Genomic DNA, 12142 nt, shown 5'->3' on the forward strand with positions numbered 1-12142 from the left:
AAATGGAACCATTGGAAGGAAATGCATGGTTTTATATGGTCAAGTGAATGAATCACGTATTCTTTTCGTAAGTCTCTTCTCCATCGCCCTTTTCATTTTTTTGGGCATAAAAAAGCTTGTAGACTAAAGAAACACTGTCCACAAGCTAAGTCCCTCTTTTACTTAAACTTTTGTGGGAACTGTTTAATGATCCCATCCGATAAGGTGTCAGCTAATTTGATAATGTTGAGCCTCTCCTTTGTCAAAAGCAACCACATCGCCTTTCCAATCCTTTTTAAGCCTTGCGACCACATTATCTATTAACATTTTTAAATGACAAATATTATTTATCGCTGAAAAATGTCATAATACTTTAAAATAGAATGATTTTTGGAGTGAAAAATGATTGCTTTATTTAGAGAAGAACCATGACCCAAGAAAGAATGGTATATTGCTTACACAATTAACTGATCAGAAATTAGACATCACAAACGTTCAGATAGAAACCGAACAATTATTTAAACAATGTCAAGGGAAAGAAGTTCCTCTTAGTAGTCCTACATCTGGTCCACACCCATCTAAATCTTTTTCTCAACAGATAGCATCAGCTTTTTTTCGCCTTTTATCGACGACTGCCAATTCTGACAATCCAGTAATGATTAAGGTAGATTCAGATGGAAAGGTGATTCCAGATTGGAAGGGCATGTTGGATGAAGAATACATTAATTTACATAAGAATGTGATGAACGAGGTCAATGTTGCCGATTTTGGGGCAATCGGGGATGGAAAGACGGATAACACCACTGCATTTAAAAAAGCGATTGGCAACGGGAATGTAAAAGTAGTTGTACCTGCCGGAGTATTTATTACAAAGGGAATCCTATTGCCCTCCTGGACGATGCTTGTTGGGGCTGGAAAAGGTGTGACGACCATTAAACTTCATGAGTCAGCTAAGAAAGGAACCCGGCTCATTACCAACGCGAATCATTGGAAAGGAAACCATCACCTTTACGTTGGCGCCCTAAGTTTAGACTGGAATATCGAGAGGCTTTGCGATGTTGCTAAAACAAGTACATGGGGAAATTACTCAAGCTGTTTAACCTATGCCAATGTAACATTTGGCTGGGTTAAAGATGTGGAAGCAATGAACCCTGGACTACATTGCTTTGATATCTCATCAACTTTGTATAATTATGCCGGCGACAGCTTTCGGGCGCGCGGGGGCAGCAAGTATGTTTGGCTTGATAACTTGACAGGTTATGGTTTTGGCGATGACGGCATCACCACCCATCACAGTGATTATATCTTCATCTCTCATTGCCATATGTGTGACCCAAGTGGCCGGGCCCATAAGATGGGTTTTTCTAATTCGAACGGGATTGAGGTTGATGATGGTTCGCGAAATGTGGTGCTTTTCAATAATTCTTCAGCCCGATGCTTTGGCGGGGTGGAAATAAAAGCACATGAAAATTCTTCAGCCGCAGCAAATGTACAAATAATTGGGCATATTTCTCTCAACGATAACCGATCATTTAATTTCAGACATATAGGCCATCACAAAAGGACGGAGGCTGAATCAAAAACTGCCTACAATATTATGGCGACGAATCTACTATCGATTGCTCCGATTTATACAGAGTTATATAAGGGTTCTACACCGCGCGGAATGGTAATTTCTGCTTATAAAAATGTTGTAATTAACCATTTTACTTTGATTGGTGAACCTAATTATGATTACAAAGGCCAACCGGTAATTGCCGTTCAGTATCGGGCCAGAAATGTTATTTTAAAACATATTTCGTTTAGAAATTTTAAAAAAGCTGGGAGTGACATTAAAATATTTGGAGGTGAAAATCGGGCGGATTCTATTCAAATTTATAATGTGAAGAGTGAAAATTCTGCGCCTAAAGGGATCGAGGTCGGCTCAGGTATCCACGATATTTCCATTGAAGAGGAAAAAAGCGTCCACAACTATTTGTGACGCTTTTCTTCTTTTTCGACAGTTATTTCATCGACCAATTTCTCGGCTACTCTCCGATATAAATTACTCATATGCACTAGTGAAGAAATCATCAACACCTGCTTAAGATAGGGGGAATCCCCTTTTTTATCCCCGGTAATTTCTTCGTTTACATCCTTTACACTATCCTCAAGGTCTACTTTAAAGTCTTCAACATTTTGACGAGTTAAATTCAGATAACTGGTATAAAAGGAATCGAGGTCAATCTCCTCTTTGATAATTTTTTGATTCATCCCAGTAAGAGTTGCCTTAATATCATTGATGGAAAGTGCCCCTTTTAGTTGGTAGATCAAGCTCATCAAGATAAGATGCTCTTTTGAATATTTTTTATTTTGGATTGGAAAAATGAGTTTTCCTTTCGCATAGTTATTGATCATTGTTTTGGTGAGGACCTTGTCATCTTCATTCCGTTTTGATTCTGTGAATTTATTTTCAAATAATTGAATCACCTGGTCCATATATAAATCAATTTGTGGTATTTCCTCTAACGTTAAACTCGCTTCTAAGTTGAGTTGTTCAATAACTTGATTGATATGTTCCATCCATTTAACCCCGTTCATTGTTTATTGTTTTATTATACCTAAAAATATATCGATTGACTAGATGTTGGAATATTAGTATCATTATAAGTAGTTATAAAAACTACATATGGTACTAGGAGGCATTTTAAATGAATAATTACATTCGAGAACCTATCAATGGACTGACTCATTTAGCGGGAGCTGTTTTATCCTTTGTCGGGCTCCTTGCAATGGTAATCAAAGCGGCTGCGACAACAAATTCACCGACAGCTATAACTGCAGTAATTATTTTCGGGGTTAGTATGATTTTGCTGTACTCGGCATCTGCAACCTATCACATGGTAATTGCTCGCGATAAGGTAATTGCCTTTTTACGGCGGCTTGATCATTCGATGATTTTCATTCTAATTTCCGGGACATATACTCCTTTTTGCTTTATCAGTTTAAACGGAAAAATAGGTGCGGTTCTATTTTCAATTATTTCGGGGATTTCGATTAGTGGCGTTGTTTTTAAAATGGTTTGGTTTAATTGCCCGCGCTGGATTTCAACTGCCTTGTATTTAGCGATGGGCTGGATGATTGTGTTTGTTTTCTCACCGCTTACTGGCAGCTTAGATCCGACTGGTTTATTTCTGCTAATCCTTGGGGGAATTTTTTATACAATTGGCGGGGTGATCTACGGGGCAAAACCTAAGTTCTTACAGTCAAAATACATGGGCTTCCATGAAATTTTTCATATTTTCATTATGCTGGGAAGTCTAGCACATTTTTTAACTGTATTCCTTTACGTTATTTAATTGTGAGACTTTAAAACGCCTTCGTTGATGGCGTTTTTTATTTTTGAAAATAAACTATTTACCGTTAGGACAAAATAACACCAATCCTGCACCACAAAAAAATAGAGGTGGTCGAGTTGGTACGAGTCATTTTTCAAATGGTTGTCATTGGACTGTGTTCGATGTTATTCGGGTTTTCCTTTAACACCTTTCTTATTCCCCATCAACTGACCTCGGGTGGTGTAACAGGCATCGCCTTTTTTATCCACCATTTTTTACATATCAATACTGGGTGGATTATTTTGCTTATCAATATTCCCTTATTTTTATTAGGACTAAAATATTTAGGAAAAAAATTTATTTTACTGACAGGTTATGCTGTTTTTGTTTTATCTTTCAGTATGAGGTTTATTCCGATTCGTCCTATTAGTAATGATATTCTTCTTTCGTCAATCATTGGTGGCGCTCTTTATGGAATTGCGGTTGGATTTATCATTCGAATTGGGGGTTCTACTGGAGGAACGGATATTGTTAGTCTCACTCTTGCTAAAAAACGGAATTTGCAGGTTGGCTTTTTAAATATTTGTATGAACCTCTTGGTAGTGGGGATTTCCGGACTGATTTTTGGATGGGGTATTACCCTTTATACGATTATCGCCATTTATGTTGCGGGCCGTGCAGTGGATATGGTTTATACAACTCAGAATAAATTAACCCTAACGATTGTGACGGATAAATATGAAGAGCTTACGGATGCACTCATTCACTTGCATGCCCGCGGGGTCACGGTAACAGATGCAGAAGGAGCATACACCCATAAGCCCAAAAAGGTTTTAACAACAGTAATCACCAAATTCGAATTAAATGAAACAAAACATACCATTAGAAAGGTGGACCAGAAAGCGTTTGTGAATATCATGCAAACAATGGAAGTGATGGGGCATTTCCGCAGGGATTGAAATGGACCAAAGCCCGTTTTGCTTAATTTTATGGATGAAGGGTACGACCAATGGTTACCGTTGAATTGATTTTTTTGCCTTCACGGGCATCATACGCTTCCTATGATTACCGTTGGATCTTTTTTTTACCCTTCACGGGCATCATACGTCTCCGATATTCTCTATTTCATCGATATCGATCCACACCAACTAATCTTCCAATTTCTCCATTAATACCTGAGCATGATTATGGACCGGGTCCTTTGCTCCGTATAGGATCGTCACTGGGCCTTGAGCTGCCATTTCATAGATTTGCTGGATATATTCCCGCTTCTGGTCATCTGTGCGAAGCTCCTCAAGGTATCTGATACGAAATTCTGCAAATAGCTCAGGCTTATGACAAAACCACTTCCGGAGTTCGCTGCTCGGAGCTAGATCTTTAAACCAATACGAAAGCTTCGCCGCATCCTTCGAAATTCCCCTCGGCCACAGGCGGTCAACTAAAATTCTACATCCATCTACTTCCTCATAAGGCTCATAGACCCTTTTCAAAAAAATATTAGACATACTTCACCTCCAATTGATGTCAGGCACCATAATCACCCCGCTGTCCACCCCGTATGGACAAACCCGTAGATTTGTCCACGAATGGTGTCAGGCACCAAAAAAAGCACCAAAAAAGCACCAATAAAATCACCAAAATGGCATCAATAGACCTAGCAACACTGAGTTAGTCTTCGTCCTTGACGTCGATGCTTTCTGGGATGGGTTCGTTTAGGATTTCTTCGATTAGTTGTTTGTATTTTTCCATTTGTTTTAGATGGGTGTTGAATTGATCTTTGTAGATTAGGTATTCTTCCCCATCAAATAGGGCGCGAATTTTCTTTTGTTGGATGAGGCTTTTGACGGTTGCCTCTGGAACTGATAGATACTCTGCTGTTTCTTTAATTGTTATGTACAATACGGTTACTCCTCTTTTAAGAAATTGATTTGCTGGACAACACGGCTTGCTCTTCCCTTTGTTGTGTCCGCTTGTGATAATGAATTAAGGATGGCCTCCTCAACTGCTTCAGCTGCTGCCGTAAAAAGCTGATTCATAATCGGATGATCCTCGCGCAGTTGGCTTCGGACTTCGATCTTCTCATCCGAAAAGTGAGTAATTTTGTGTGCCGTGGAAAAAGCAATAACAATATCACCACTGCCATGACTAAAATGACTTCCAGTTCGACCAAGACCAATGCCGCATCTTTTCGCCAAGCGTTGTAATTGCCGGTCGCTTAAGGGGGCATCGGTTGCTAAAACCATGATGATTGAGCCGTCCGCTGTCTCAGACAAACCTTCACCTTCTGGATAACGGAACCTTTGCAATTCTTCCTTTTTGCCAAAATTACTGAGAACAAGACAGCCGACTGTATACTCTTCAACGATACGGGAGGATGTACCAATCCCGCCTTTATAGCCAAAGCAAACCATGCCTTTACCTGCCCCAACCGCCCCTTCCACTGCCTGATTGTCTGATGCATTCTTGATTGCCTCAATCGCATGTTCTGGTTTAACTGGAAATAAACGGATTGAATTCAAATAGCTATCATTACATTCCCCAACGACAATGTTAATCGTCCCTGTTGTTTCGCCAATTTCTTGATTTTCTCCTAGCATGTATTCCAGCACTCCTTGTGTGACAGCTGGGACCGCGAAGGTATTCGTTAGCATGATGGGCGATTCAATCATACCTAGTTCATTTACTTGTACAAGACCTGTCGTTTTTCCAAAGCCATTAATAACATAACTTGCCGCAGTTACTTTTTCTTTAAACAAATTGCCCTTATGAGGCAGGATTGCCGTTACACCTGTGCAGGCATACTCATTACCGGACTCGTTAAGCGGGTAGTCGAGTGTTACATGCCCCACCATCACATCTGCAACATCGGTAAGACAATTTTTCCTCCCAGTTGGGAGGCTGCCAATGATGATTCCCTTTTCTCTCACCTTCATCGGAAAATCCCTGGCCGATGGTCAAGAAAGTTTTGATAAGCAAATCCGCGGACAACCTCTTCAGGGTAATATTTCAATAGCTCATTAATAAGATTTTGGCTTTTCGAGGCGTCTTCCAAATTAGTGATAAAAGTTGTAATCCCATCCAAATCCGAGCCGAACCCAATTTGTTTGACGCCGCCCAATGAGCAAAAGTGATCAATATGTTTCACAAGGTCTGATATCGTCGCTTCACCTGATTCTTTAACAAAAGGTGGATGATACACGACATGAATCAAGCCGCCTTTCGCAAACATCGCCTGGGCCTGCTCATCTGTTAAATTACGCAAATGGTTGCAAAGTGCTCGTGCATTCGAGTGACTGGCAATCGGATATTTGGCTAATTCAATGACCTCCCAAATCCCCTGGTCGCTCAAATGAGAAACATCAGTCAGGATTTGATGCTCGTTATTAAACTCGACAATCTCTTTTCCAAACAGCGTCAGCCCCGCACCGCGCGGTTCACCGGCACCATCTGCAGCGAGATTTGCCTGGTTCCAAGTCAAACCAACAGAACGGACTCCAAGCTGGTAAAGAATATGGAGCTTCGCTAAATCGTTGCCAATCGCATCCACGCCTTCAAGTGTTAGCATAGCACCAATTTGACCAATTTTTAAGCGATCAAAATCCGACCATGCTTTGATATGGACCATGTCCGGATTCTTCCCGAGCACTTCCTTGTAAAAATAATCGATTTGCTCGAGGACCACTTGAAATTTCTGATCTCCCTTTATTTCAGGTTCAATAAATATAGCAAAGCACTGTACTTTGATTTGGCCTTGCTGTAATCGCGTTTTATTGGTTTGTAATTCCTGAGCATCTGCAAACCGTAGTTTACCTTGAGCTTCTTGAAGTTTCATGAGGGCGTCACAATGTAAGTCAATGATATTCATGCAGCGTAGTCTCCCTTCTTTTTATTAAAAATTTTAACACAACAAAATGAGCTAGGTTAATAAATACCTAGCCCAACAAAAATATTACTTAGTTATACTTAACAATTTAGCTTGCCTCCGCTGATACTGCAATGAAAATCCTAATCATAGTTATTTTCGGAAAAGAAAAAAATTGGTGGTGCCAATTACAGAGACAGTTTAATATTTTCTTAGATGAACAGGTTCTTTTTCCAACACTTTGCTCCTGATGATTTCATGACAGCTATCTAAGACTTTTTCAATGTCTTGTGTAGTATTTGCCAATACCCTAAGCGCAAAACCCGAAACGGCTAGCATTGAAATTCCAATTCTAACCTCTAGCAAAGTTTCAAAAATATCTTGCAGATCCTCCAACAAAACAGGAGTGATTCGCTGGTCAATAACAAGCATCGTCCCATAATGCGAAAAACCTTCCATCATGCCAATCCCCTTAAGATCGTTGTCAGGTTGAAGTTTCACGTGATCGAATAAAATAAGTCTGTCTTCCATATAAATTTCCATTTTGGCCTGAAGTAAGTCATATTGAAAAAGTGTCCCATCAGGCGCCCAGCCAGGGGTAAAAATATCCCAGCAAATAAGGGAAGAGTTTTGTGCCATTCGAATGACCGTTCGTTGTTTAAAACACGCATGCTGGTAAGCAATAACTGGGTCGGGTAGATATTCTAAAACACTTCCGCTTTCCAAATGCATTTCCATTTCTTGAATGGCTGGACAGATACGGGTCTTATATATTTTAGTAGACGATTGAGTCGTAACAACCATCTCAGCCCCCTCTTCCAGGCGGATAAAAGTTTGATAGGAATCACCTTCCACGTATCCTCCACCCGGATTCATCACATAAAAATAGGCTTCGCCGCCTCCTGTCAGGTAAACAGGTCTAGTAATTTTTAAAGCCCCCTCTGAATAGGATTCTTTCAAAATGGTTTTCTTCCCTTTCCTCGAACCTGTAAGCCGCAAGTATCCAGTCCGCGGTTCCACCTAGCCTAATCCTACCAATAATGCATTAGACTTGAGCCAATCAATCACTTCGTTTATACCGACATCCTCTTTTAAGTTTGTAAAAATATAGGGCTTCTTGCCTCTCGCCGCCTGTGTATCGGCCTCCATGACTTCTAAGCTTGCGCCAACATATGGGGCTAAATCAATCTTGTTAATGATAAACAGATCAGATTTAATCATCCCTTGGCCGCCTTTACGGGGAATTTTTTCACCTTGGGCTACATCGATAATATAAATGGAAAAGTCAACTAGTTCCGGACTAAAGGTAGCAGCTAGGTTATCACCGCCGCTTTCGACAAAAATTATTGCTAAATCCGGATGCTTCTCTTTTAATTCATCAATGGCAGCAAAATTCATCGAAGCGTCTTCCCGAATCGCCGTATGCGGGCATCCACCGGTTTCCACACCTATAATTCGATCCTCAGGGAGCATACTGTTTTTTATTAAAAACTGGGCATCCTCTTTTGTGTAGATGTCATTGGTTACTACAGCCATTTTATATTCTTTATGGAGATGTCTCGTTAGGCGCTCGACAAGCAACGTCTTTCCCGCACCAACTGGTCCGCCTACTCCGATTCGTATTGGTTCCATCGTATCCCCTTCTTTCATGGTTTTTTTAAGACATAAACAATCGGGTATGTAGTCGTTCATGGCGCATTTGGGCCATTTCAATACCAGGAGCAACTGCTCCAAAATCGTCAGCATCCATGCCCTCAATGTCCTCCGTTGTTTTCAGCAGATAAGGCTGTAATTCTAAGAGAATACGTTGACCTGCTGTCTGGCCAAGCGGGATCCCGCGGACACCATTCTGAATAAGGGTCATCATACTGGAATAAAGGAAAGTCAATATCCCCTGACTTTTCTCGATTCCTAAGTACTGGCAAATCATCGCAAAAGCCACTCCAGGATGACCATACACTTCCTTCATACGTATTTTTTTAAGGTATGTTTCTAATAACGGGATTGAATATAAATCGATCCCCATTCGAATCATTCTCTCCCCAATCCTCCGGTTTGCCTCCCGTGCTTCCTTGGGGAGATTTTGCACGAACAGTTTTTGATCGAGCACCCATATCTCATCGATTTCATTTTTGAGTAAAGCTTCAAAGGTTAAGCGGCAGGCAAGTCCATCGGTAGCGGCCATTTGTTTTTCTAAGTAAAGGCGAATCCATTCAAAAAAAGTTTCCTTATCATAGACCGATTCTTCTTGAATGTAAGTTTCCAACCCAAAAGAATGGGAAAAAGCTCCTGAAGGAAAATTCGAATCACCGAGTTGCAGTAACGCCAAGAGTTGATTATCCATGCGAATGTCCGATATGGCGGAAGGCTTTTTTCACCTTTCTCTCTTCTCTTGTGTAGGGAACAGCAAGTTGGTCCAGTAGTTCCCGAACAAGATAATCATATTGAACGAGCATAACCTCCCCTTCAAATTGAGCAGGCAGGTGGCGGTTCCCTAACTGATGAGCAATTTCCCCCATTTGCTTTAAGCTTGTTGGTTGAATTACCAGCAAGTCGTCACTTGTAACACTGATGACAATCATATTTCGGTCATCCATGTGTAATATATCGCCATCGATTAAATCTTTGGGTTCCTTTAAGCGGATTCCAACCTCTTTCCCATGGTCCGTTGTGACCCGCTGAATTCGCTTCACTAAGTCATCACTCGCTAAATAGACTCTTTCAACATGCCGCCCAGTTGTAGAGATTTCTTCCACATTCCCAATGATTTCTTCAATAATCATAATCTCACTCCTAAAATAAAAAATAGCGCTGTGCCATCGGCAATATCTCCACCGGTTCACAGGTCACATGCTCACCATCCACAATGACTTCATAGGTTTGTGGATCAACTTCAATGATTGGCATCGCAGCATTTAGTTTCATATCTTGTTTTGAAAGTTGGCGAATTCCCTGTACTGGTCTGATTTGTTTTTTTAGACCCAGCTTTTCGGGCACACCGAGTTCGATCGCTGCTTTAGACATGAACGTAACCGATGTGGTGTACTTAACTTTTCCGTAAGCTGCAAACATAGGACGGTATAGAACAGGCTGCGGAGTAGGAATGGACGCATTCGGGTCTCCCATTAAACTGTGGGCAATCATTCCACCCTTGATGACGATCTCTGGTTTAACACCAAAAAATGCTGGATCCCAAATGACAAGGTCAGCCAATTTCCCGGCTTCCACCGAACCAACTTCCTCTGCAATTCCGTGCGTGATCGCTGGATTAATTGTATATTTGGCAATATATCGCTTCGCCCGAAAGTTATCTCCCACTCCCTTATCTTCAGGCAGTTTGCCGCGTTGCTTGCGCATTTTATCTGCCGTTTGCCAGGTACGCGTAATCACTTCGCCCACTCGTCCCATCGCCTGCGAATCGGAACTAATCATGCTGAATACACCCAAATCGTGGAGAATATCTTCCGCTGCAATTGTCTCTTTTCGAATCCGTGAATCTGCAAAGGCAATGTCCTCAGGTACATTAGGATCTAAGTGATGACAGACCATCAGCATATCTAAGTGCTCTTCTAAGGTATTTTTGGTATAAGGACGAGTGGGATTAGTGGATGACGGCAGGATATACGGGAAGCTTGCGACCTTAATGATATCGGGTGCATGTCCGCCCCCGGCCCCCTCGGTATGGTAGGTATGGATCACCCGGCCATTAATCGCTGCCAGCGTATCCTCGACAAACCCGCCTTCATTTAAGGTATCTGTGTGAATGGCAACTTGGATATCATACTTATCTGCGACCTTGAGGCAGTGATCGATAGCTGAGGCCGTCGTCCCCCAGTCTTCATGCAGTTTAAGTCCGATCACACCGGCATTGATTTGTTCAATTAACGGTTCTTCAGCGGATGAGTTTCCCTTTCCTAAGAATCCAAGATTCATCGGAAATTCTTCAGCTGCCTCTAACATACGATGAATATTCCATTCACCTGGCGTACAAGTTGTCGCATTTGTTCCAGTCGCCGGACCCGTACCGCCACCGATCATCGTTGTAATCCCCGATGAAAGAGCTGTTTCGATTTGCTGAGGACTGATGAAATGGATATGGGCATCGATGCCGCCAGCCGTTACAATCATGCCTTCTCCGGCAATGACTTCGGTTGAAGCCCCAATGGTCATGTCAACACCTTCCATTAAGAGTGGATTTCCACTTTTTCCAATCCCAGCAATTCGGCCATCACGAATGCCAATATCTGCCTTATAAATCCCGCTATAATCCAAAATAATAGCATTGGTTATGACCGCATCGAGTGCCCCTTGTGCTCGTGTAGCTAGCGGATGCTGCCCCATCCCGTCACGGATTACCTTTCCTCCGCCAAATTTCACTTCATCCCCATAAACGGTGAAGTCCTTTTCTATTTCGATAAATAAATCGGTATCCGCAAGCCGGATGGCATCACCTGTTGTAGGACCAAACATGTCTGCATATTGCTTTCTTGACATTCGAAAACTCATAACAGGTTCTCCTTTCCTTGGTCCAATCGGCCATCCGTTTTATTATTTAACCCATAGACTTCACGCTGACCGGCAAAGGGAATGAGTTCAATTTCTTTCGCATCGCCTGGTTCAAACCGGACAGCAGTGCCTGCCGGAATATTTAGATGCTTGCCGAACGCTTGGTCACGTTCAAATTTTAATGCACCATTTACTTCGAAAAAATGAAAATGGGACCCGATTTGAATTGGCCGATCGCCTTGATTGAGCACCATGACCTTAGAAGCTGTCCTTCCCTGATTACAGATGATTGGCTCTTGTCTTAATCGGTATTCTCCTGGTATCATTCACTTCACCCGCCTTTGTATTTCTATTGGCTACCGCCTTTGCTTTTTCTCTCTGCATTCGGTCGTCAATAACCCCGATTGACTACCCTTTCTGCTTCTTCTCTCTGCTTTCGGTCGTCAATAACCCCGATTGACTACCCTTTCTGCTTTTT

The 12142-nt window shown here is 41.8% G+C and carries 14 protein-coding genes; 3 read left to right on the forward strand and 11 right to left on the reverse strand.

All coding sequences use genetic code 11. From position 1 onward, the window contains the following. The first annotated feature begins 385 nt into the window (after positions 1 to 385). Entirely contained in the window at positions 386 to 1960 is a 1575-nt protein-coding gene (locus tag ACJ004_RS08360; protein ID WP_410892451.1) for a glycosyl hydrolase family 28-related protein, read from the forward strand. Here ACJ004_RS08360 and ACJ004_RS08365 read toward each other — a convergent pair. Continuing rightward, positions 1951 to 2541, reverse strand: a complete 591-nt coding sequence (locus tag ACJ004_RS08365; RefSeq protein WP_410892452.1) for a DUF1836 domain-containing protein — start codon at positions 2539 to 2541, stop codon at positions 1951 to 1953. The two genes, ACJ004_RS08360 and ACJ004_RS08365, sit on opposite strands and share 10 nt — an antisense overlap. Positions 2542 to 2669: 128 nt before the next feature. Between ACJ004_RS08365 and trhA the strand changes: the two genes are divergently transcribed. Both trhA and ACJ004_RS08375 read left to right on the forward strand, forming a co-directional pair. Continuing rightward, positions 2670 to 3317 (forward strand): PAQR family membrane homeostasis protein TrhA, encoded by a 648-nt coding sequence (gene trhA / locus ACJ004_RS08370; protein ID WP_410892453.1) that lies wholly within the window; start codon positions 2670 to 2672, stop codon positions 3315 to 3317. 116 nt (positions 3318 to 3433) lie between these two features. Beyond that, positions 3434 to 4255 (forward strand): YitT family protein, encoded by an 822-nt coding sequence (locus ACJ004_RS08375; protein ID WP_410892454.1) that lies wholly within the window; start codon positions 3434 to 3436, stop codon positions 4253 to 4255. A 189-nt stretch (positions 4256 to 4444) separates the two neighbouring features. On the opposite strand, the gene ACJ004_RS08380 is transcribed toward ACJ004_RS08375, so the two are convergent. The 10 genes from ACJ004_RS08380 to ACJ004_RS08425 all read right to left on the reverse strand — a co-directional run bounded on the left by ACJ004_RS08380 (position 4445) and on the right by ACJ004_RS08425 (position 11990). Then, on the reverse strand, positions 4445 to 4801 hold the full coding sequence (locus ACJ004_RS08380) for a DUF488 domain-containing protein (RefSeq protein ID WP_410892455.1): 357 nt from the start codon (positions 4799 to 4801) through the stop codon (positions 4445 to 4447). Between the two features lie 163 nt (positions 4802 to 4964). Next, on the reverse strand, positions 4965 to 5195 hold the full coding sequence (locus ACJ004_RS08385) for an excisionase family DNA-binding protein (protein WP_410892456.1): 231 nt from the start codon (positions 5193 to 5195) through the stop codon (positions 4965 to 4967). A gap of 5 nt (positions 5196 to 5200) precedes the next feature. Beyond that, positions 5201 to 6229, reverse strand: coding sequence for a DmpA family aminopeptidase (locus ACJ004_RS08390; protein ID WP_410892457.1), 1029 nt, complete (start codon positions 6227 to 6229; stop codon positions 5201 to 5203). Further along, a complete protein-coding gene (locus tag ACJ004_RS08395; protein WP_410892458.1) occupies positions 6226 to 7161 on the reverse strand; it encodes a dipeptidase in 936 nt (311 codons plus the stop codon). Before ACJ004_RS08395 ends, ACJ004_RS08390 begins: the two co-directional genes overlap by 4 nt. 198 nt (positions 7162 to 7359) lie before the next feature. Next, positions 7360 to 8178: an urease accessory protein UreD gene (locus ACJ004_RS08400; protein WP_410892459.1), complete on the reverse strand. Its 819-nt coding sequence runs from the start codon at positions 8176 to 8178 to the stop codon at positions 7360 to 7362. After that, entirely contained in the window at positions 8179 to 8790 is a 612-nt protein-coding gene (ureG, locus tag ACJ004_RS08405) for an urease accessory protein UreG (RefSeq protein ID WP_410892460.1), read from the reverse strand. Between the two features lie 25 nt (positions 8791 to 8815). Then, complete coding sequence (locus ACJ004_RS08410) at positions 8816 to 9502, reverse strand: urease accessory protein UreF (RefSeq protein WP_410892461.1); 687 nt, start codon at positions 9500 to 9502, stop codon at positions 8816 to 8818. Continuing rightward, on the reverse strand, positions 9495 to 9941 hold the full coding sequence (gene ureE, locus ACJ004_RS08415) for an urease accessory protein UreE (RefSeq protein WP_410892462.1): 447 nt from the start codon (positions 9939 to 9941) through the stop codon (positions 9495 to 9497). The genes ACJ004_RS08410 and ureE overlap by 8 nt, the downstream gene beginning before the upstream one ends. Positions 9942 to 9951: 10 nt before the next feature. Further along, positions 9952 to 11664: an urease subunit alpha gene (gene ureC / locus ACJ004_RS08420; RefSeq protein ID WP_410892463.1), complete on the reverse strand. Its 1713-nt coding sequence runs from the start codon at positions 11662 to 11664 to the stop codon at positions 9952 to 9954. Then, on the reverse strand, positions 11661 to 11990 hold the full coding sequence (locus ACJ004_RS08425) for an urease subunit beta (protein WP_410892464.1): 330 nt from the start codon (positions 11988 to 11990) through the stop codon (positions 11661 to 11663). Before ACJ004_RS08425 ends, ureC begins: the two co-directional genes overlap by 4 nt. Positions 11991 to 12142: the final 152 nt, after the last annotated feature.

Origin of the sequence: Neobacillus sp. 204 (assembly GCF_046562815.1) — a bacterium.
Classification (GTDB): Bacteria; Bacillota; Bacilli; order Bacillales; family Cytobacillaceae; genus Neobacillus.

Coding starts and splice junctions, on each gene's coding strand:
- ACJ004_RS08365 (WP_410892452.1), bottom strand. CDS start 2,541: ATGGAACATATCAATCAAGTTATTGAACAACTCAACTTAGAAGCGAGT.
- trhA (WP_410892453.1), top strand. CDS start 2,670: ATGAATAATTACATTCGAGAACCTATCAATGGACTGACTCATTTAGCG.
- ACJ004_RS08380 (WP_410892455.1), bottom strand. CDS start 4,801: ATGTCTAATATTTTTTTGAAAAGGGTCTATGAGCCTTATGAGGAAGTA.
- ACJ004_RS08390 (WP_410892457.1), bottom strand. CDS start 6,229: ATGAAGGTGAGAGAAAAGGGAATCATCATTGGCAGCCTCCCAACTGGG.
- ACJ004_RS08395 (WP_410892458.1), bottom strand. CDS start 7,161: ATGAATATCATTGACTTACATTGTGACGCCCTCATGAAACTTCAAGAA.
- ureG (WP_410892460.1), bottom strand. CDS start 8,790: ATGGAACCAATACGAATCGGAGTAGGCGGACCAGTTGGTGCGGGAAAG.
- ACJ004_RS08410 (WP_410892461.1), bottom strand. CDS start 9,502: ATGGATAATCAACTCTTGGCGTTACTGCAACTCGGTGATTCGAATTTT.
- ureE (WP_410892462.1), bottom strand. CDS start 9,941: ATGATTATTGAAGAAATCATTGGGAATGTGGAAGAAATCTCTACAACT.
- ureC (WP_410892463.1), bottom strand. CDS start 11,664: ATGAGTTTTCGAATGTCAAGAAAGCAATATGCAGACATGTTTGGTCCT.
- ACJ004_RS08425 (WP_410892464.1), bottom strand. CDS start 11,990: ATGATACCAGGAGAATACCGATTAAGACAAGAGCCAATCATCTGTAAT.